Raw genomic sequence first — 19,194 nt, 5'->3', positions numbered from 1 at the left:
CCCTGTGGTCCTTGGTCCTTGGTTCTTGTCTTGTTCAGTGGCGGCCGGCCGTGTCGGCCTCGGCCAGCGCGCGGCGGATGCGGTTGACGGTGGTCCAGGCCACCAGCGCGGCCAGCAGCGGCATCAGCCAGGCCGTCCAGCCCGGCAGGGGCCAGCCCAGCGCCACGTAGAGGCCGAGCGCGCCGAACACGAAGGCCCGGTCGCTCTTGCCCAGCGGGCCGTCGTAGCGGCGCGAGGCGCCCACCGTGGGGCCCAGTGCGCCAGCGAATTCGCTCAGCCCGGCCAGCACGATCACCGCGCCGACCCAGAACGGGCTGAACGGCGCCACCAGCGCAAAGGGCAGGTAGAGCGCGGCGTCGGAGACCACGTCGGTCAGTTCATTGAGGAAGGCGCCCAGCCTGCTCTGCTGGTTGTGCTCGCGCGCCAGCATGCCGTCGATGGCGTTGAAGGCCATGCGCAGGAACATCCACAGCGGAATGAGCGCGAAGGCGCGCAGAGAAGGCGCTGCGAAGAACAGCCAGAGCCCGAGCGCGACCGACACCACGCATGCCGCCAGCGTGACCTGGTTGGCGGTGACGCCCATCGCATGCAGGCGGACCACCAGCGGCCGCAGCAGGGCCTGGAAACGCGGCTTCAGTTCGTAGATCGACACGTGCTGGCTTCCCCTCGTTTGTTATATGGCCGGATACACGGCCGGAGCATTCTGCCAGTGTGGCAGGCACTAAACTCGCCTTCGAAGAACCCCCTCGCAATGACCATCCAGACTGACGACTTCGCGCCCGCCCCCCAACGCGTGGTGTCCGCTGCCCCCGCTTCGCCCAACGAAGAGGCAATCGAACGGGCCCTGCGCCCGAAGCTGCTCGACGAGTACGTCGGCCAGGCCAAGGTGCGCGAGCAGCTCGAGATCTTCATCGGCGCCGCGCGCAAGCGCCAGGAGGCGCTCGACCATGTGCTGCTGTTCGGCCCGCCCGGCCTGGGCAAGACCACGCTGTCGCACATCATCGCGGCCGAGCTGGGCGTGAACCTGCGCCAGACCTCGGGCCCGGTGCTCGAGAAGCCCAAGGACCTGGCGGCGCTGCTGACCAACCTCGAGCCGAACGACGTGCTCTTCATCGACGAGATCCACCGGCTGAGCCCGGTCGTCGAGGAAATCCTGTACCCCGCGCTGGAGGACTACCAGATCGACATCATGATCGGCGAGGGCCCCGCGGCGCGCAGCATCAAGCTCGACCTGCAGCCCTTCACGCTGGTGGGCGCCACCACGCGCGCCGGCATGCTGACCAACCCGCTGCGCGACCGCTTCGGCATCGTCGCGCGGCTGGAGTTCTACACGCCCGAAGAGCTGGCGCTCATCGTGCATCGCAGCGCCGGCCTGCTCAAGGTCGAGACCGACGCGGCCGGCGGCTTCGAGATCGCGCGCCGCTCGCGCGGCACACCCCGCATCGCCAACCGCCTGCTGCGCCGCGTGCGCGACTACGCGGATGTGAAGGGCAATGGCCGCATCACCGAAGACATCGCGCACAGGGCGCTGGCCATGCTCGACGTCGACCCGCAGGGCTTCGACCTGATGGACCGCAAGCTGCTCGAAGCCGTGATCCATCGCTTCGATGGCGGTCCGGTGGGGCTCGACAACGTCGCGGCCAGCATCGGCGAGGAGCGCGACACCATCGAGGACGTGATCGAGCCCTACCTCATCCAGCAGGGCTACCTGCAGCGCACGCCGCGCGGGCGCATCGCCACGCTGGCCGCGTACCGGCACCTGGGCGTGGCGCCGCCTTCGGGCCGCGCCGAGGGCCCCGATCTTTTCGGAGCTTGAACTCATGCACACCCATGACCTGAGCGCCTGGCAGCACGACCATCATTTCGGCGCCGACACCGCTTCGGCCGAGCGCAGCACGCGCCTCGTGATGTGGATCACCGCCGTGATGATGGTGGTCGAGATCGGCGCCGGCTGGTGGTTCAACTCGATGGCGCTGCTGGCCGACGGCTGGCACATGAGCTCGCATGCGCTGGCCATCGGGCTGAGCGCGTTTGCGTATGCGGCCGCACGCCGTTATGCGCGCGACCCGCGCTTCGCCTTCGGCACCTGGAAGATCGAGGTGCTCGGCGGCTTCGCGAGTGCGCTGGTGCTGCTGGGCATCGCGGCGCTGATGGTGGTGGGCTCGCTGGAGCGGCTGTGGTCGCCTTCGGCGATCCACTACCCCGAAGCCATTTCGGTGGCGGTGCTGGGGCTGGCGGTCAACCTGGTCTGCGCGCGGCTGCTGGGCGGGGCGCATCACCACCATCATCACGGGCACGACCACGGACATGGGCATGACCACGACCACGACCATGCACACGGCGATCACGGCCACGATCTGAACCTGCGCTCCGCCTACCTGCATGTCGTGGCCGATGCCGCCACTTCGGTGCTGGCCATCGCGGCGCTGCTCGGCGGCTGGTTCTACGGCTGGGCCTGGCTCGACCCGGCGATGGGCATCGTCGGCGCGGTGCTGGTGGCGGTCTGGGCCAAGGGGCTGCTGAAGCAAACCGGCAAGGTGCTGCTCGACCGCGAGATGGACCACCCCGTCACCGAAGAAATCCGCGAAGGCGTCGAGACGATGCTGGCCGATTCGGAGACGCGCGTGGCCGATCTGCATGTGTGGCGCGTGGGGCGCGACGCGTATGCCTGCGCGCTGACGGTGGTGACGCATTCGATGACGCTGACGGCCGACGAGGTGCGCGCCTGCTTCTCGATGCACGAGGAAATCCGCCACTCGACGGTCGAAATCCAGCGCTGCGTGGATTGAGCAGGTCTTACTCCTTCCCCTTTCGGGGGAAGGTTGGGATGGGGGCAGGCAGAGCGTGCCCGGTGGTGGCGCCGCTTGCCCCCACCCCGGCCCTCCCCCAGCGGGGGAGGGAGAAATGCGAAGTCAACGTCCGGCCACGCGTCACCGGAATGTCACGGCAGCGCCATCATGCGGTCACGCCGCGGTGGGAGCCTACCCGTCCATGCAACGCGACGACGCTTTCCTCCGCGCATGGCGCGACACCGCGACCCGGGCCCTCGACCCGGAGGACGACGATCGCGCTCGTCCACCCCTGCAATTCCGCACCCTGTGGATCTCCGACCTGCACCTGGGCACGCCCGGCTGCCAGGCGCGTGCGCTGCTCGACTTCCTGAAGCACACCGAGTGCGAGACCCTGTTCCTGGTCGGCGACATCATCGACGGCTGGCAACTCAAGCGGCACTGGTACTGGCCGCAGGCGCACAACGACGTGATCCAGAAGCTGCTGCGCAAGGCGCGCAAGGGCACGCGCGTGATCTTCATCCCGGGCAACCACGACGAATTCGCGCGCAAGTACCTGCACCACAACTTCGGCGGCATCGACGTGGCCGAGGAATGGATTCATGAAACCGCCGACGGCCGAAAGCTGTGGATCATCCACGGCGACCTGTTCGACGGCGTGATCCAGTGCGCCAAGTGGCTTGCCTACGTGGGCGATTCGCTCTACGAGTTCACGCTCAAGCTCAACCGTCACCTCAACTCGCTGCGCGCGCGCATGGGGCTGCCGTACTGGTCGCTCTCGAAGTACCTCAAGGGCAAGGTCAAGCGCGCGGTGAGCTACGTGGGCGACTTCGAAATGGCCGTGGCCCGCGAGGCCCGCAAGCGCGGTGCGCAGGGCGTGGTCTGTGGCCACATCCACCACGCCGAGATGCGCGACATCGACGGCATCCTCTACTGCAACGACGGCGACTGGGTCGAGAGCCTGACGGCGCTGGCCGAGCATGCCGACGGCACGCTGGAAATCATCGACTGGGCGAAGCACATGCCCGTGCCGGCGAAGGCCGTGCCGCAGCGCGAAGCCGTCGCGGCCTGAGCGACGCGCTCAGCCCTTGCGGGCCGGACTGCTCGCCGTGTGACCGAGCTGGTCGCGCCAGGTGTCGTAGTGCCTGAACATGCTCTTGCCCAGTTCGTCCATCCACAGCCACCAGGCCAGGGCGAGGTTCTCGGGCCCAGGGGGCTCCGCCGCTTCCCGCAGCGCAGGGGCCGGCGGTTCGGGCAGTTCGTAGTCGCACAGCCGTTCGACGCTGGCGTGCGAGAAGCCGGGAATGACAGAGCTCAAGGTTGCTTCCTTCGAAGGGGGCGCACTTTCTGTGACGCCCGGAACACTCCCGTACGAATTGAAACATCGGCCTGCGCGCCGGACCATCGGACTATCCCGAATAAATGAAAACAAAAGTCTTTGCTGAGGATTGACGCGAAGCGCGGCTCGTCGCGTGCGCATTCGTCGCTTCCGACGATGCCTGCAGGGCGCCTGCGCGCCAAGATGGCGCTACACGGCAGGCGTTCGTTCCGCGCGGAGCCGAAGGAGACGAGGCATGGCGGGTCCACTGCAGGGGTTGCGGGTCATCGAGATGGCGGGCATCGGCCCCGGGCCGTTCTGCGCGATGCTGTTCGCCGACATGGGCGCGGAGGTGATCCGCATCGCCCGCCCGGGCACGCAGCCCGATGCGCACGACATCCTCGCGCGCGGCCGCAGCACGCTGCAGGCCGACCTGCGCGCGGAAGGCGCGGCGCAATCCGTGCTCGACGCCGTCGAGAAGGCCGACGTGCTCATCGAAGGCTTCCGCCCCGGCGTCATGGAGCGGCTGGGCCTCGGCCCCGCGCCCTGCCACGCGCGCAACCCGCGCCTGGTCTACGGCCGCATGACCGGCTGGGGCCAGCACGGCCCGCTGGCGCATGCCGCGGGGCACGACATCAACTACATCGCCATCAGCGGCGCACTGCATGCCATCGGCCGCGCGGGCGAGCCGCCCGTGCCGCCGCTCAACTACGTGGGTGACTTCGGCGGCGGCGCGATGCTGCTGGCCTTCGGCATCCTCGCCGCGCTGCATGAGGCGAAGCAGTCGGGGCAAGGGCAGGTGGTCGATGCCGCCATGACCGATGGCGCGGCGCTGCTGTCGGCCATGATGTACGGCCTCAAGTCGGCCGGCCGGTGGAGCAACCAGCGCGGCGAGAACATGCTCGACGGCGGCGCGCACTTCTACGACACCTATGCCTGCGCCGACGGCAGGTACGTGGCGGTGGGCGCCATCGAACCGCAGTTCTACGCGCTTCTGCGCGAGCGCTGCGGCATTGCCGACGACCCCGCCTTCGACGCGCAGATGGACGCCGACCGCTGGCCGCTGCTCAAGCTGCGCATGGCCGACCTGTTCCGCACCCGCACGCGCGACGAGTGGTGCGTGCTGCTCGAAGGCAGCGACGCCTGCTTCGCACCCGTGCTCGACTGGGACGAGGCCCCCAAACATCCGCACAACGTGGCGCGCGGCACCTTCGCCACAGTGGGCGGCGTGGTGCAGCCCGCGCCAGCGCCGCGCTTCAGCCGCACCGCGCCGGTCGTGCCGCCGGCCGCCGCGCGCGACGACGGCGAGACCGTGCTGCGCCGATGGGGTGTGGCGGCCCACGCCATCGCACCGCTGTGCGCTTCCTGACGAAGCAAACCGACGACAACGAAGAAAGGCGACATGGCCATCGATTTCCGCCGCTCCTGGAGCGATGAAGACCTGGAGCTGTACCGCGACAACGTGGTGCGCTTCATCGAAACCGAAGTGCTCCCGCACGACGAGGAAGCGCGCAGGCGCGGCCACGTGGGCCACGAGGTCTGGCGCAAGGCCGGCGCGCTCGGCTTGCTGTGCGCGGACATTCCCGAGCAATACGGCGGCGCCGGCGGCGACTTTCGCCATGAAGCCGTGTTCTACGAGGAGATGTCGCGCCGCGCGCTCACCGGCATGGCGACCTCGGTGCACAGCATCGTGGCGCACTACTTCCTCAACCACGGCACCGAGGTGCAGAAGCGCAGCTACCTGCCGCGCATGGCGCGCGGCGAGCTGGTCGGCGCCATCGCCATGACCGAGCCCGGCGCCGGCTCCGACCTGCAGGGCGTGCGCACCCGTGCCGGGAAGACGGACGGCGGCTACCTCATCAACGGCTCCAAGACCTTCATCACCAACGGCTTCCTTGCCGGCGTGGTGCTGGTGGTGGCCAAGACCGATCCGTCGCAGGGCGCCAAGGGCACGTCGATCCTCATCGTCGAGACCGAGGGCTGCCAGGGCTTTCGCGTGGGCCGCGTGCTCGACAAGATCGGCATGAAGGCGCAGGACACCTCGGAGCTGTTCTTCGACGACGTGCGCGTGGGTGCCGACGCCCTGCTGGGCGGCGTGGAAGGGCAGGGCTTCTTCCAGCTCATGGGCGACCTGCCGTACGAGCGCACCATCATCGGCCTGAGCGCGCTGGCCACCATGGAGGGTGCCTACCAGGCCACGCTGGACTACGTGCGCGACCGCAAGGCCTTCGGCAAGCCGATTGCCGAGTTCCAGAACACCCGGTTCAAGCTGGCCGAGATCGCCACGCAGATCAAGGTGGGCCGCGCCTTCATCGACCGCTGCGTGGAAGACCTCGTGGCCGGCAGGCTCGACACCGCCACTGCCTCGATGGCCAAGCTCTGGGGCTCGGAGGCGCAGGGCCGCGTGGTCGACGAGTGCCTGCAGTTGTTCGGCGGCTACGGCTTCATGAACGAATACATGGTGGCGCGCATGTACGCCGACGCGCGGGTGCAGCGCATCTACGGCGGCACCAACGAGATCATGAAGGAGGTGATTTCGAGGGCGCTGTGAGCAGCGCGTTCAGGACAGCCGCCGGATCTCCGCCCGCGCAATTTCGCGGTGGTGGTACGACGGCGAGAGGCCGATGAACTGCGTGTACTTCTCGCGCGCCGCATCGGGATGGCCCGCGTCTTCCAGCTCCAGCGCTTCCAGCGTGAACTGGGTGAAGAGCCGGTTGGAATCGTTCTCGCGCGGCGAAGCGGCCAGCGACCCGGGCTGCAGCTCGGGCTGCGCGGTGTAGATCTTCCGCTGTACCTCGATCACCTCGATCAGCGCGCGGCCGATACGCTGGATGTTCTCGTCCACGGGACCGAGATCGGTCGTCCGCACATCCGCCGCGGCCTGGTCCAGCAGGTGCGAGGCCACGCGCAGCAAGCGGTGAAGCTGCTTGTATTTCATGGGTGGGCAGCTCCGTGCATGCGGCTGCTACCGGTCTTCGCCGCTTTCGCCAAGCCGTTTTCTTGCAGGACTCTCATCCGCCGGCCCGTTTCGCGCCGGAGGCCGTGCGCTGCGAGGCCGCAGTCGCCGCGGCTTCCTCGGCGCGCTGCTTGTCGGCGAGCTGGCGCTCCCGCTCGGCGATGGCCAGGCTCTTGGCCACGTCGGTGCCGTGCACCTTCACCGAGAACGCCTTGCTCACGCTGCCCTTGCCCGTGGTGTAGGTGATGGCCAGCCAGTAGCCGGGATGGCTCGGCTTGGGTGTCTTGAAATGGACACCGCTCACGCCGCTGGTGTTGTTGCGCCGGGTGATCTCCGACTTCGAGCGCTTGGCCGTGCGCGGCCCGGGCGCATGGGCCGACAGCCCCATGCGGATCGCCTCCTCGGCCGGGTGTATGCGCGCCAGCCCCGTCATGCGCTTGAGCTGCTGCGCGCGCTCCTGGACCGCCAGCGCCTGCGCGGAGTCGCCCAGCTCCGCAACCGGGAAGTCGGTGCGAAGGATCTCGTCCGGCGCGATGTAGGTCTTGGCCATCCACGCCCGCACCCGGCCGCCCGGCGCCAGGTGGTGGAACACGCCTGGCACGCCGGTGCTGTTGTTGACGCGGCGCTTCTCGGCTCGCACGCGGCGCGCCTGTGGCGGCACGTTGCGCACGATGAAGTCGCGCCAGTCCTGCGCATGGAGCAGCGCCTGCTCCGCGCCGCCATAGCTGGCCTTGCCGAACAGCCTGTGGTGGCGAACACCGTTGCGTACGATGGAAACTTCGAAACCCCAGGACCTGGAGTAAATGCCGTACATGGCTGCCGGATTGGGGATTCCTTTGGGCATTCTCGACGTGATGCTGCTGCTCTCAGCGGTGCTGATTCCGATGGACTCCCCGAGTTGCCTGCCGCTCCTTGGCGCACGCATTTCGCAGCTATTTTGGCCGAAGCGCAATGACAACTCCGCGGAGGCAGTCATGCACGGGACAATGCAGTAAAAGGGCCTCATCACTGCTGCGGCCTCGTCTCGACGGCCGCCTGGCCGTGCCGGCTGGCCTCCCGCCGGCGGGAAGGGGCGAGCGTGCCGGTATCAGGCATCAGCTTCTGCTCGAGCTGGCGCTCGCGCTCCTCGATGGCCAGCAGCTTGGCCTTCTCGGGGCCGTGCTCCTTGATGGAGAAAGCCTTGCTCACGCTGCCCTTGCCCGTGGTGTAGGTGATGGCGAGCCAGTAACCCGGATGGCCGGGGTTGGGCACCTTGAAATGCACGCCACTCACGCCGCTGGAATTGGTGCTGCGCTTGATCTCGGACTTCGAGCGCTTGGGCGACAGCAGCCCGGCGGGAAAGGCCGGCGGGCTCTTGCGGATCGTTTCCTCGGCCGGATGCAGCCTGGCCAGCCCGGCCATGCGCTCCAGCTGCCGTGTCCGCTCCTCGACGGCCAACTCCTGCGCGGCCTCACCCACCGCGTTCACCGGAAAGTCGGTGCGCAGGATCTCGTCGTGCCCGATGTAGGTCTTGGCGACCCAGGCCCGCACCCTGCCGTCCGAGGCGACCTGGCGGAAGACGCCGGACACGCCGGTGGTGTTGTTGATCCGCAGCTTCTCGGCCCGGGTGCGCCGCGGCACCGGCGGCACGCTGCGCACGATGCCGTCGCGCCAGTCCTGCGCCTGCAGCAGCGCCTGCTCCTCGCTGCCGTAGCTGGCGCGGCCGAACTGCTTGTAGTAGCGCGTGCCGTTGCGCACGATCGACACCTCGAAGCCCCAGGCACGGCGATAGATGCCGTACATGGCGGCAGGATTCGGGGTTCCTTTGGGCATGGTGGCTCCGGCTTTCGCCGCTCCCTTACTCGCTATCTGTTGCCTGCCGTCGCGGCAGTTGGAAGACTCTGACCTCTGGAGGAATCCTAGGGATTGGCCAATGGCCGGGGAATCACCGGAATCGGTAGTAATCGGGGGCGCCGGCGTGAGTCATGCTGGACAAGGTTGCCGGCCCTGCAAAACGGCGGCGACGGACGGGCAGTGTCCGCCTAGCGGATCACCCCGAGCTTGCGCGCAATCGCCACCGCCTGCGTCCGGCTCTTCGCATCGAGCTTCATGTTGATGTTGCGCAGGTGCGTGCGCACCGTGCTGTCCGACACGAACAGCTTTTCCGCCATCGCGTTGTTCGAGTACCCTTCGGCCAGCAGCTGCAGCACGCGGATCTCCTTGCGGGTCAGCGGCTCCTTCATCGCATCGGCCGCGGGTGCTTCCACCTCGCCACTGCCGGCCGGCCCGGCCGCCTGCAGCAGCCGTTGCAGGTGATCGGCGAGTATCGGATCGCTGCTGCCGCGCGTGCTCTCCTGCATGGCCGCCGCATACCGGTGCAACAGCGTGCCCACCACCGGGCCTTCGTCGAGGATCAGCCGCATGAATCCTTCCTGGCTCGCCGCCTGCAGCACCTCGCCGATCTGCTCGATCGCGGCGGCCGCATCGCCGATGCGTTGCAGCGCCAGCGCGCGCAGCACCCTGAGCTTGAGCGCGCGCCGGTTGCGGGCCGAGGCCAGCGCCGCATGCAGTTCCGCGTCGAGCGCGCCCAGTGCTGCGCGCGCATCGCCGAAGGCGATTTCCCAGCGGGCCTTTGCCAGCGCGAGGTAGTCGAGGTCGTGCGCAGGCAGGCGCTGCCGCCGCTCGCTGTCCCACAGCGCGGGGTCGTCGGCGCGCAGCAGTTCGTCGCGCGATGCGGGACCGTTGCCCTGCAGAAGCAGCATGCGCGAGCGCTCCAGCTTCGCGCCCGCCACCACGCGCGGCAGCTGGCGGTGGTGGCCCAGGTATTCGAGCTCGGTCAGCGCCTGGAACGCGGTGTCGATGTCGCCCGCATGGAACGCGAGCCGCGAGCGCATCACGTGGCTCAGGATCATGTGGTCAGGCAGGCCCACGTCGCGCGCCAGCGGCAGGTACACGTTCAACAGATGCTCGGCCTGCACCAGCTGGTTGGTCTCGTACACGGCGCCCGCGTACAGCACGCCCGCCCATGCATTGCCATGGCTGTGGTTGTACGACACCGCATGCGTGGAATCGACCGCCATGCGCAGCCGCGCGGTGGCCTGCCGCAAGCGGCCTTCCTGCAGGTCGAACAGGCCGGCCAGCGACTCGGTGTACATGCGGTTGAAGGTGCTGTTGCCCTGCTCGCGCCGCGCCGCGTCGAGCAGGCGCCGCGCCTCATGCGGGTCGCCGCGCACGGCCAGGATATGGGCCATGGCGTTGAGCAGCACGCTGTCCGCGAAGGCCAGGCCGGTGGGCAGGCGCGCCAGGCTCTGTCGGCCGGCCTCGTAGGCTTCGTCGTGGCGGTCCTGCATGGCCAGCAGCAGGGGCACCAGCGTGTGAGCGCTTGCGCGCACCTCGGCAATGGGGCTGTCGAGGCAGCCTGACTTTTCGAGCTGCCGCATCGCGTCCCACGGGCCGTGCGTGAAGCAGGTGGCCCACAGCGAGATGGGCTGCAGGAACGGATGCTCGCGCAGCTGGTGTTCGGGAATGGCGGAGAACCAGCGTGCCAGCATGCGCATGCGGCCCTGCTCCAGGAACTGCGTCGCGTAGCTGTCGAGCAAGGTCAGCGCATACGGATGGTCGCCGCCTTCGATCGCGTGATCGATGGCGGGCACGGGGCGGTCGTGCGACTCGTACCAGCCCGAAGCCGCGAGGTGCAGACGCTCCAGCTCGCCGGGCAGTTCGCGCGCCAGTTGCGCGCGCAGGAAGTCGGCAAACAGGCTGTGATAGCGCCATGCACCGCCGTCGCCGCTCACGGGCGTGAGGAACAGGTTCGACGCGGCCAGCCGTTCGAGGATGGCTGCGCAGTCCACGCGCGGGCACAGCGCCTGGCACACCGATGCATCGAGCTGCCGCAGGATACTGGTGCGCAGCAAGAAGTCGCGGATGTCCTGCGGCTGGTGCGCGAGCACGTCTTCGGCCAGGTAGTCGGCCACGGCGCGGTCCGAGCCCGAGAAGCGTTCGACAAAACCGGCGCCGGTGCCATGCCGCTCCAGCGCCATCGACGCGAGCCAGATCGCGGCCACCCAGCCTTCGGTCTTGCGGTGCAGCTGCGACAGCATCTCGGCCGGCAGCGCCTGGGCCGCATGGGGCCGGCGCAGGCCGAAGAAGGCGCTGGTCTCCTCGAGGCTGAAGCGCAGGCGGTCGGTGTCGATCTCCATCAGCTGGCCGCGCGCGCGCAGCCGCCCCAGGCCCAGGTCGGGCAGGCTGCGCGAGCCGATCACGATCTGTCCGCCGCGCGGCAGGTGCTCGACGATCTCGCGCACCACGCCCAGCACCGCCGGCTCCTGCACCCTTTCGAAGTCGTCGAGGAACAGCGTGAAAGGCGAGTCGTGCGCGGCCAGTGCGGCCACCGCATCGAAGGGCGCGTTGGCGCGCGGCTCTTCCACGCCCATGCGCTGCACGGCTTCGGCCAGGCAGTGGAGAAAGCGCGAGACGTCGTTGTCGGCGCGGTCCAGCGTGAGCCATGCCGTGGCCACGCCCTGCGCCTCCCTGCGCTCACGGATCTGCGCCATGGCCGTCGTCTTGCCGAAGCCGGCCGGCGCCCGCACGAGCACCAGCTTCACGGCCGCCGCAGCGATCTCCTCGCCGATGGCTGTGCGCTGCACCTGCGTGGCGACGAAGGCCGGCGGGTTGAGCTTGGTTTCGAGAATCCGGGGTGTGGGGGACTGCATGCGGAGGCGAAATCCCGTCGTTTCCGACGATGTGTGCGGTCGATTCTGCTTCCTAAACTGGCGGGGGACAAACCCGAAAAGACACCTCAAGGACACCCAGAGATGCAACTCGATTTCAGCATTGCCGCCATCGTCACCGGCGGTGCCTCGGGCCTCGGCGCCGCCACCGCGCGCCGCCTTGCCGGCCATGGCGTGAAGGTCGCCCTGTTCGACCTCAACGCCGAACAGGGCGAGGCCCTGGCGAAGGAACTGGGCGGCGTGTTCTGCAAGGTCGACGTCACCTCCGAAGAGCAGGTCGATGCAGCGTTCGCCAGGGCGCGCGCGGCACACGGCCAGGAGCGCGTGCTCGTCAACTGCGCCGGTACCGGCAATGCGGTGAAGACCGCGAGCCGCGACAAGACGACGGGCGAGATCAAGCACTTTCCGCTCGCGAACTTCGACCGCATCATCCAGATCAACCTCGTCGGCACCTTCCGCTGCATCGCCAAGTCGGCGGCCGGCATGCTCACGCTCGACATGCTGGAAGACGGCGAGCGCGGTGCCATCGTCAACACCGCCTCGGTGGCCGCGCAGGACGGGCAGATGGGGCAGGCCGCCTACACCGCATCCAAGGCCGGCATCGTCGGCATGACGCTGCCCATCGCGCGCGACCTCATGGGCGAGGGCATCCGCGTGAACACCATCCTGCCGGGCATCTTCGACACGCCGCTGCTGCAGGGCGCACCCGACAACGTGAAGGCCGCGCTGGCGGCTTCGGTGCCGTTTCCCAAGCGGCTGGGCAAGCCGGCGGAATACGCGACGCTGGCGGAGCTGATGATCACCAACGGCTATTTCAACGGCGAGAGCGTGCGGCTCGATGGGGCCATTCGCATGGCGCCGCGCTGACCCGAACCACCTTGAGAACACAGGAGAACCCCATGCCCGAAGCATTCATCGTCGCCGCCGCCCGCACCGCCGGAGGCCGGCGCAACAGCCGCCTTGCCGGCTGGCACCCGGCCGACCTCGCCGCGCAGGTGCTCGATGCCCTGGTGGCGCGCACCGGTGCCGACCCCGCGCTGGTCGAGGACGTCATCATGGGCTGCGTCGGACAGGCCGGCGAGCAGGCATCGAACATCGCGCGCAACGCGGTGCTGGCCTCGCACCTGCCCGAATCTGTGCCGGCCACCTCGGTCGACCGGCAGTGCGGCTCGTCGCAGCAGGCGCTGCATTTCGCGGCGCAGGCCGTGATGTCGGGCAGCATGGACATCGTCATCGCCGCCGGCGTGGAAAGCATGACGCGCGTGCCGATGGGCCTGCCCACCACGCTGCCGCTGAAGAACGGCCTGGGCTTCTACGTGAGCCCTTCGATGCAGAAGCGCTACCCCGACGTCCAGTTCAGTCAGTTCACCGGCGCCGAGATGATCGCCAGGAACTACGGCATCGAGAAAGACGAGCTCGACCGCTATGCGCTCGAAAGCCACCGGCGCGCCATCGCGGCCACCCGGGCCGGCCACTTCGAACGCGAAATCGTGCCCGTGGCGGTGCGCCTGGCCGACGGTTCCGAGACCGGCGAGCAGCACACCACCGACGAAGGCATCCGCTACGACGCCACGCTGGAGAGCATCGCGGCCGTCAAGCTCATCGCCGAAGGCGGGCGCTGCACGGCGGCCACCGCCAGCCAGATCTGCGACGGCGCGAGCGGCCTGATGGTGGTGAACGAGAACGGCCTCAAGACGCTGGGCGTGGAGCCGCTGGCGCGCATCCACCACATGAGCGTGATGGGCCACGACCCGGTCATCATGCTGGAGGCGCCGCTGCCCGCCACGCAGCGCGCGCTGAAGAAGGCGGGCATGAAGATCGACGACATCGATCTCTACGAGGTGAACGAGGCCTTCGCGCCGGTGCCGCTGGCCTGGCTGCAGGTGCTCGACGCCGACCCGGCCCGGCTGAACGTGAACGGCGGCTCGATCGCGCTGGGCCATCCGCTCGGCGCATCGGGCACCAAGCTGATGACCACGCTGGTCCACGCGCTGGGCCAGCGCGGCAAGCGCTATGGCTTGCAGACCATGTGCGAAGGCGGGGGGATGGCCAATGTGACCATTGTCGAGCGGTTGTGAATGCGAAGGCGATAAGACAGGACCAGGAGGTTGGCGGCTTGGCGGCCTTGGTCATCCGAGGCGCCGGGGGAAAGCTGGCTCAGGTTTTCATGCCTCCTTCGCACCCCATCGAACCACACCACTCGCCAGCACGATTCCCGGCACCACCAGCGCCAAAGCCAGCAGCACCGCACCGGTGACCGGCTCGTTCATGCAGGCCGCCGCGCCCAGCGTGGTCAGCACCGGCACCAGCGCCGCCGATAGCGAGGCACGTGGTGCCCCCAGCCGCACGACGGCCACCATGTAGACAACCAGCCCGAGCAGTCCCGCGACCACGCCTTGCGTCGCGGCTTGCAGCGCGACATCGGGCCATGGCGCACTGAGCAGCCGCGGCGCACCGACGGTCGACAGCAACAGCACAGGCAACAGCAGCAGCGCCGACCATCCGTTCACGAACGCCGCGCCCTGCCACGGCGTGAGCCTGCAGTGCGCGAACGCGAGCGAGTGCACCGCCCACAGCATGGCCGCGGTCAGAAAGAGCAGGTCACCGCGCCAGTCGAGCGAGCCGCCGCGAAAACTCCCTGCGGCAAACAGCGCCATGCCGATGGCAATGCACACCAGCCCGGCCAGCCTGATGCCTTCGACCTTCTGCCCCTTGTGCACCCACGCGCCGATGGCGGTGAAGAGCGGCAGGCTGCCCGCCATGAAGATGCCCATGTGGCTCGCGGGCGCCCATTGCGCACCGGCCAGCACCAGCAGCCCGAAGGGCAGGCCGCCGCCGACGACGAGCAGCACGAGCGCAACGCGCGAGGCCTTCGGTGCGATGCGCCTCTTCTTGCCGAACCACAGCGGCGCCAGCAACAGGGCAGGAATGCCATAGCGCATCAGCGCCAGCTCCATTGGCCCGAGCGTGGTGGTCACGCCGTGGCGCGAGACGAGTTGCCAGGCGCTGCCGATGACGGCTGCGGCCAGCGCGGCGAGCAGGCCGGCGAAAAGATTGCGATCCATCGCGGCGAGTCTCGCGATCGCGCCGCGCGGCGGCTATCAAATTCGTGCGCTGGCCAGCATGCGGCGGGCCTCGCCCAGCGTGACGCCCACATCGCGCCGGAACACCGCGCCCAGGTGGCTCTGGCTGCAATAGCCGAGGTCGTGCGCGATGCCCGCGAGGTCGCGGTCGCCATCGGCCAGCCGCTCCATGGCGGCTGCGAGCCGCAGATGCTGCCGGTACTGATGAAGGCTCAAGCCAGTCTGCTGCCGAAAGCTGCGCGCCAGGTGAAACGGCGAGAGCGAGACCGCATCGGCCACATCGCGCATCGAAAGCTTCGCCTCGCAGTCGGCGGTTTCCGCGAGCAGCCGCTTGACGCGTGCGATCGCACCCGTCAACGGCGCCTGCCGGAGCGATATGCCGAGTTCATCGACCAGCGAAACGATGGCATCTGCACCCGCATCGCCCGCGCGAAGCTGCCGCTGCGCCGAATGAACGCGGTACAGCGACCGAGGCGACAGCAGACAGAACGTCGGCGCTGCATCCGCGCGGGACAACTGGTGACGGCTGACCACCATGCTGTGCCTGGCCGCGCGTGCCGCGAGCCGCAGCTGATAGACCATCGCGTCGCCGAAGTGCATGGCGGTGAGTCCGTCGACCAGCCATGTGCTGTCGCCCGAGCGTACGTCGAGCACGGTGCGGCCTGTCGGGAAAATGATGCGTCGCGATTCCAGGGTGTAGGGCGCGCTCCAGTCGGGCCCCTGCTGCGAATGGGAACGCACGTGCTCGACCGTGAATTCGTGTCCGGTGTAGAGGAGGGTGCGTTCCTGGGGCATGGCGGGATTTTGCGCGCCGAGCCATCACGCAAACGGAAACGGTCCCTCCATCGTCCCGATGTGGCTCACATGGCTCACCATGCCGTGCGCTTCGCTCCACAGATGCAGCATGCAGCCCGGTCGGCCCATGTACGAGGCCGGCGCCGCGCTGGCGTCCAGCTGCAGCGCGATCTCCGTCGTGCTGCTCGGGCACGAACACACGACCGTACCCGCCCAGCGCCGCAGCATGGTGCGGTGCACGTGGCCGCACAGCACCAGCTCGATGTTGTCGACGCTGCGCACGATGGCTTCGAGCGGCGCGGTGTCCATGTAGCGGTACGCGTCCATGTAGGGAATGCCGCTCGCGAAGGGCGGGTGATGGAGCATCAGCAGCGTCGGCTTGATGCGGTCGGCTTCGAGCGTGCGGCGCAGCCACGCCAGGCCCTGCGCATCGACATTGCCATGGTGAAGCCCGGGAATGCACGAATCCAGCGCCACGATGCGCACGGGATGGTCGTCAATGCAGTAGTGCAGCGCACCTTCGGCCGGCAGGTAGGCATGGTCCGCGAAGGCTGCACGAAAGTTCTCGTGGTGGTCGTGGTTGCCGGGGATCACGAGATACGGAATCGACAGCTTCGCGAGCAGGCGCCGCACCTGCGCGTATTCCTCGGGCCGGCCTTCGTCGACGAGATCGCCTGTCAGCAGCACCAGGTCGGGCCGGCGATCGAGCGCGTGCAGGTGGTCGATGGCTTCCTCGAACATGCGGTTCGAATCGGCCACGCCCTGGTAGAGCTGGCCGGCGGGGCGGACGTGGGGGTCGGAGATCTGTGCGATGAGCATGCGGCGCCTTGCTTGCGGATGCCACATCATCAAGCACGATCCGTTCCCCCGCGGATTCAGATACCGACGAACTCCGCCACGTCGGCCAGCGGCGCGCGTTCGGTCACCAGCGCATCGAGCGGCCGGCTGCGGTTCGCATAGCCGATGGCCATGCCCGTGAACAGCATGCGTTCGGGCGGCAGCGCGATGAAGCGGCCGACGGTCTGCGGGTAGATCGCCCAGCATTCCTGCGGGCAGCTGTCGAGCCCTTCGCCGCGCAGCAGCAGCATCACGTTCTGCAGCATCATTCCCAGGTCCGACCACTGGGGCGGGCCCATGCGGCGGTCGACGCTGCAGAACAGCGCGAGCGGCGCGCCGAAGAACTGGTAGTTGCGCGCAAACCATTCGCGGCGCGCGGCCTTGTCCTCGCGCGGAATGCCCAGGCGCGCATACATCGCCTCGCCGACGGCGAAGCGGCGGTCGCGGTAGGGCGCGACGAGCTCGCGCGGGTAGATGTCGTACTCGCTGCCTTCGCCGGCAGGTGCCTCCTGCACGCGCGTGCGCATGATCGCCTTGAGTTCGGCAAGCCTTTCGCCGCCCACCACGTGCAGGTGCCAAGGCTGCAGGTTGCCGCCCGAAGGTGCGCGCAGCGCCTGTTCGACAACGCGGCGGATGACGTCGCCGGGCACCGGCGTGTCGAGAAAATCGCGCACCGAGCGGCGGGTGGCGATGGCGTCCTGAACGTTCATGCAAAGGTCCTCTTGAGGGATGGTAGGGGCAACCTTCGAACGCCCTCAATCGTCCGTTTCGACGATGCGTCGCGGCATGGCGCCTGCCTAGCATCGCCACCGCGTACAGGAGACAAGACCCATGTTCGGATTGATGCAAGACCGCCCGCTGCTGATCTCGTCGCTCATCGACTACGCAGCGACGTTTCATCCGAAAGCCGAAATCGTCGGCCGCACCGTGGAGGGGCCGGTGCACCGCACCAACTACGCGGAAATACAGCGCCGCGCCAAGCAGGTGGCCAATGCGATGAAGGTGCTGGGCATCGAACCGGGCGACCGCGTCGGCACGCTCGCGTGGAACACCTGGCGCCACCTCGCGCTGTACTTCGGCGTGTCGGGCACGGGCGCGGTGCTGCACACGGTGAACCCGCGGCTCTTTCCGGAGCAGATCGACTACATCGTCAATCACGCCGAAGACAAGGTGATGTTCTTCGACACCACCTTCGCGCCGCTGGTCGAGAAGCTGGCGCCGCAACTCAAGTCGGTGCGCGCCTTCATCGCGATGACCGATCGCGCGCACATGCCTGTCATCGATGTGCCCAATCTGCTGTGCTACGACGAGCTCGTCGGCGCGCAGAGCGAGACCTATACCTGGCCCGAGTTCGACGAGCGCACCGCCTCGTCGCTTTGCTACACCTCGGGCACCACCGGCAACCCGAAGGGCGTGCTGTATTCGCATCGCTCGACCGTGCTGCACTCGCTGATGGAATGCGCGCCGGACACCTTCGGCGTCAACTCGCAGATGACGCTGCTGCTCGCGGTGCCCATGTTCCACGCCAACGCATGGGGCATGCCCTATGCGGCAGCCATGACCGGCATGAAGCTCGTGATGCCCGGCCCGCACATGGACGGCCAGAGCCTGTACGAGCTGATGCGCGACGAGAAAGTCGGCTTCTCGCAGGCCGTGCCCACCATCTGGCTCATGCTGTTCCAGTACTTCGATGCGCACCCTGAAATCGACACGCGCGCCATCGGCCTGAAGCGCATCGGCGTGGGCGGCGCGGCCACGCCGCGCAGCATGATCGAGCGCTTCGAGCGCGACTTCGGCGCTGACTTCGTGCAGGGCTGGGGCATGACCGAGACCAGCCCCATCGGCGTGATCGGCAACCTGCTGCCCAAGCACCTGTCGTTGCCCAAGGATGAGCAGACGCGCGTGAAGATGCGCCAGGGCCGAGGCGTGTGGGGCGTGGAACTGAAGATCGTCGGCGAGGACGGCCAGCGCCTGCCGCACGACGGCAAGGCCTTCGGCCACCTGCACGTGCGCGGCCCGTGGATCGCGAGCGGTTACTTCAAGAGCGAGGGCGGCCCGGTGCTCGATGCCGAGGGCTTCTTTCCGACCGGCGACGTCGCCAACATCGACGAGGACGGGTATGTGCAACTGGTCGACCGCGCGAAGGACGTCATCAAGTCCGGCGGCGAATGGATTTCTTCCATCGAACTCGAGAACGCCGCGAGCACGCACCCGGCCGTTGCCGAGGCGGCCGTGATCGGCATCGCGCACCCGAAGTGGCAGGAGCGACCGCTGCTCATCGTGGTCAGGCGCGCGGGTGTCGAAGTCACTCGCGAGGAACTGCTTACTTTCCTCGCGGAGCGCGTCGTGAAGTGGTGGCTACCGGATGACGTGGCTTTCGTCGACAGCCTGCCGCATACAGCCACCGGCAAGCTGCTGAAGACGAAGCTGCGCGAACAGTTCAAAGGTTACGTCGCGACGACATCTCTTTGACAGTTCGATGACTTGTTCGGGTTTTCTGTGGACAACTCTGTGAGTTGTGGGTGGAGGTGAAGAGGCGAAGCGAGAGCTGGCGTGGGTTCCCATCACGTTGCCTGTTGAATAGGCATCGCGCTGGCGGGGAAGAGGAAAGGGCGCGGATGCATGCAAAGAGAGACGGGCATGCGAGGGGCGATGCGCGCGGCGTTAGGCATTTCGTACTGATTTGACGAGGAGGGCTCGCGCCGCC

18 protein-coding genes are annotated in these 19,194 nt (G+C 68.1%); 8 read left to right on the top strand and 10 right to left on the bottom strand.

Going from position 1 to position 19,194, the window contains the following annotated elements; translation table 11 throughout:
* Positions 1 to 34 precede the first annotated feature (34 nt).
* On the bottom strand, positions 35 to 652 hold the full coding sequence (locus tag ACEOAB_RS25805) for a CDP-alcohol phosphatidyltransferase family protein (RefSeq protein WP_413750864.1): 618 nt from the start codon (positions 650 to 652) through the stop codon (positions 35 to 37).
* Positions 653 to 751: 99 nt separating this feature from the next.
* On the opposite strand from ACEOAB_RS25805, the gene ruvB reads away from it, so the two are divergent.
* The 3 genes from ruvB to ACEOAB_RS25790 all read left to right on the top strand — a co-directional run bounded on the left by ruvB (position 752) and on the right by ACEOAB_RS25790 (position 3,861).
* Entirely contained in the window at positions 752 to 1,816 is a 1,065-nt protein-coding gene (gene ruvB, locus ACEOAB_RS25800) for a Holliday junction branch migration DNA helicase RuvB (RefSeq protein ID WP_413750863.1), read from the top strand.
* A gap of 4 nt (positions 1,817 to 1,820) precedes the next feature.
* Positions 1,821 to 2,789, top strand: coding sequence for a CDF family Co(II)/Ni(II) efflux transporter DmeF (gene dmeF / locus ACEOAB_RS25795; RefSeq protein WP_413750862.1), 969 nt, complete (start codon positions 1,821 to 1,823; stop codon positions 2,787 to 2,789).
* Between the two features lie 202 nt (positions 2,790 to 2,991).
* Positions 2,992 to 3,861 carry a UDP-2,3-diacylglucosamine diphosphatase gene (locus ACEOAB_RS25790; RefSeq protein ID WP_495653188.1) on the top strand — a complete coding sequence of 290 codons (870 nt, stop codon included), beginning with the start codon at positions 2,992 to 2,994 and terminating at the stop codon, positions 3,859 to 3,861.
* 9 nt (positions 3,862 to 3,870) lie between these two features.
* On the opposite strand, the gene ACEOAB_RS25785 is transcribed toward ACEOAB_RS25790, so the two are convergent.
* On the bottom strand, positions 3,871 to 4,107 hold the full coding sequence (locus ACEOAB_RS25785) for a hypothetical protein (RefSeq protein WP_413751314.1): 237 nt from the start codon (positions 4,105 to 4,107) through the stop codon (positions 3,871 to 3,873).
* A gap of 256 nt (positions 4,108 to 4,363) precedes the next feature.
* On the opposite strand from ACEOAB_RS25785, the gene ACEOAB_RS25780 reads away from it, so the two are divergent.
* Entirely contained in the window at positions 4,364 to 5,476 is a 1,113-nt protein-coding gene (locus ACEOAB_RS25780; RefSeq protein WP_495653187.1) for a CaiB/BaiF CoA transferase family protein, read from the top strand.
* A gap of 33 nt (positions 5,477 to 5,509) precedes the next feature.
* Positions 5,510 to 6,658, top strand: coding sequence for an acyl-CoA dehydrogenase family protein (locus tag ACEOAB_RS25775; RefSeq protein ID WP_413749628.1), 1,149 nt, complete (start codon positions 5,510 to 5,512; stop codon positions 6,656 to 6,658).
* A 9-nt stretch (positions 6,659 to 6,667) separates the two neighbouring features.
* Here ACEOAB_RS25775 and ACEOAB_RS25770 read toward each other — a convergent pair whose 3' ends face one another.
* From ACEOAB_RS25770 to ACEOAB_RS25755, 4 genes are all read right to left on the bottom strand, one after another.
* Positions 6,668 to 7,045, bottom strand: coding sequence for a hypothetical protein (locus tag ACEOAB_RS25770; protein WP_413749629.1), 378 nt, complete (start codon positions 7,043 to 7,045; stop codon positions 6,668 to 6,670).
* A 73-nt stretch (positions 7,046 to 7,118) separates the two neighbouring features.
* Entirely contained in the window at positions 7,119 to 7,907 is a 789-nt protein-coding gene (locus ACEOAB_RS25765; protein WP_413749630.1) for an AP2 domain-containing protein, read from the bottom strand.
* A gap of 161 nt (positions 7,908 to 8,068) precedes the next feature.
* Entirely contained in the window at positions 8,069 to 8,875 is an 807-nt protein-coding gene (locus ACEOAB_RS25760; protein ID WP_056595508.1) for an AP2 domain-containing protein, read from the bottom strand.
* Between the two features lie 209 nt (positions 8,876 to 9,084).
* Positions 9,085 to 11,754 carry a winged helix-turn-helix domain-containing protein gene (locus ACEOAB_RS25755; RefSeq protein WP_413749631.1) on the bottom strand — a complete coding sequence of 890 codons (2,670 nt, stop codon included), beginning with the start codon at positions 11,752 to 11,754 and terminating at the stop codon, positions 9,085 to 9,087.
* 102 nt (positions 11,755 to 11,856) lie between these two features.
* On the opposite strand from ACEOAB_RS25755, the gene ACEOAB_RS25750 reads away from it, so the two are divergent.
* Positions 11,857 to 12,639: an SDR family NAD(P)-dependent oxidoreductase gene (locus ACEOAB_RS25750; protein ID WP_413749632.1), complete on the top strand. Its 783-nt coding sequence runs from the start codon at positions 11,857 to 11,859 to the stop codon at positions 12,637 to 12,639.
* Between the two features lie 32 nt (positions 12,640 to 12,671).
* On the top strand, positions 12,672 to 13,850 hold the full coding sequence (locus ACEOAB_RS25745) for an acetyl-CoA C-acetyltransferase (protein WP_495653186.1): 1,179 nt from the start codon (positions 12,672 to 12,674) through the stop codon (positions 13,848 to 13,850).
* An 87-nt stretch (positions 13,851 to 13,937) separates the two neighbouring features.
* On the opposite strand, the gene ACEOAB_RS25740 is transcribed toward ACEOAB_RS25745, so the two are convergent.
* From ACEOAB_RS25740 to ACEOAB_RS25725, 4 genes are read right to left on the bottom strand one after another with little or no spacing between them, the layout of a single operon-like run.
* On the bottom strand, positions 13,938 to 14,837 hold the full coding sequence (locus ACEOAB_RS25740) for a DMT family transporter (protein WP_413749634.1): 900 nt from the start codon (positions 14,835 to 14,837) through the stop codon (positions 13,938 to 13,940).
* Positions 14,838 to 14,873: 36 nt separating this feature from the next.
* Positions 14,874 to 15,650 (bottom strand): helix-turn-helix domain-containing protein, encoded by a 777-nt coding sequence (locus ACEOAB_RS25735; protein ID WP_413749635.1) that lies wholly within the window; start codon positions 15,648 to 15,650, stop codon positions 14,874 to 14,876.
* Positions 15,651 to 15,674: 24 nt separating this feature from the next.
* Positions 15,675 to 16,469 (bottom strand): phosphodiesterase, encoded by a 795-nt coding sequence (locus ACEOAB_RS25730; protein WP_413749636.1) that lies wholly within the window; start codon positions 16,467 to 16,469, stop codon positions 15,675 to 15,677.
* Positions 16,470 to 16,525: 56 nt separating this feature from the next.
* The gene (locus ACEOAB_RS25725; protein WP_413749637.1) at positions 16,526 to 17,197 is read right to left on the bottom strand and encodes a nitroreductase; all 672 of its coding nucleotides are present in this window, start codon (positions 17,195 to 17,197) and stop codon (positions 16,526 to 16,528) included.
* Between the two features lie 121 nt (positions 17,198 to 17,318).
* Between ACEOAB_RS25725 and ACEOAB_RS25720 the strand changes: the two genes are divergently transcribed.
* Positions 17,319 to 18,959 carry a 3-(methylthio)propionyl-CoA ligase gene (locus ACEOAB_RS25720; protein WP_413749638.1) on the top strand — a complete coding sequence of 547 codons (1,641 nt, stop codon included), beginning with the start codon at positions 17,319 to 17,321 and terminating at the stop codon, positions 18,957 to 18,959.
* Positions 18,960 to 19,194: the final 235 nt, after the last annotated feature.

The organism is Variovorax sp. Varisp53 (assembly GCF_059491555.1).
This window is presented reverse-complemented; position numbering and strand designations above follow the sequence as displayed.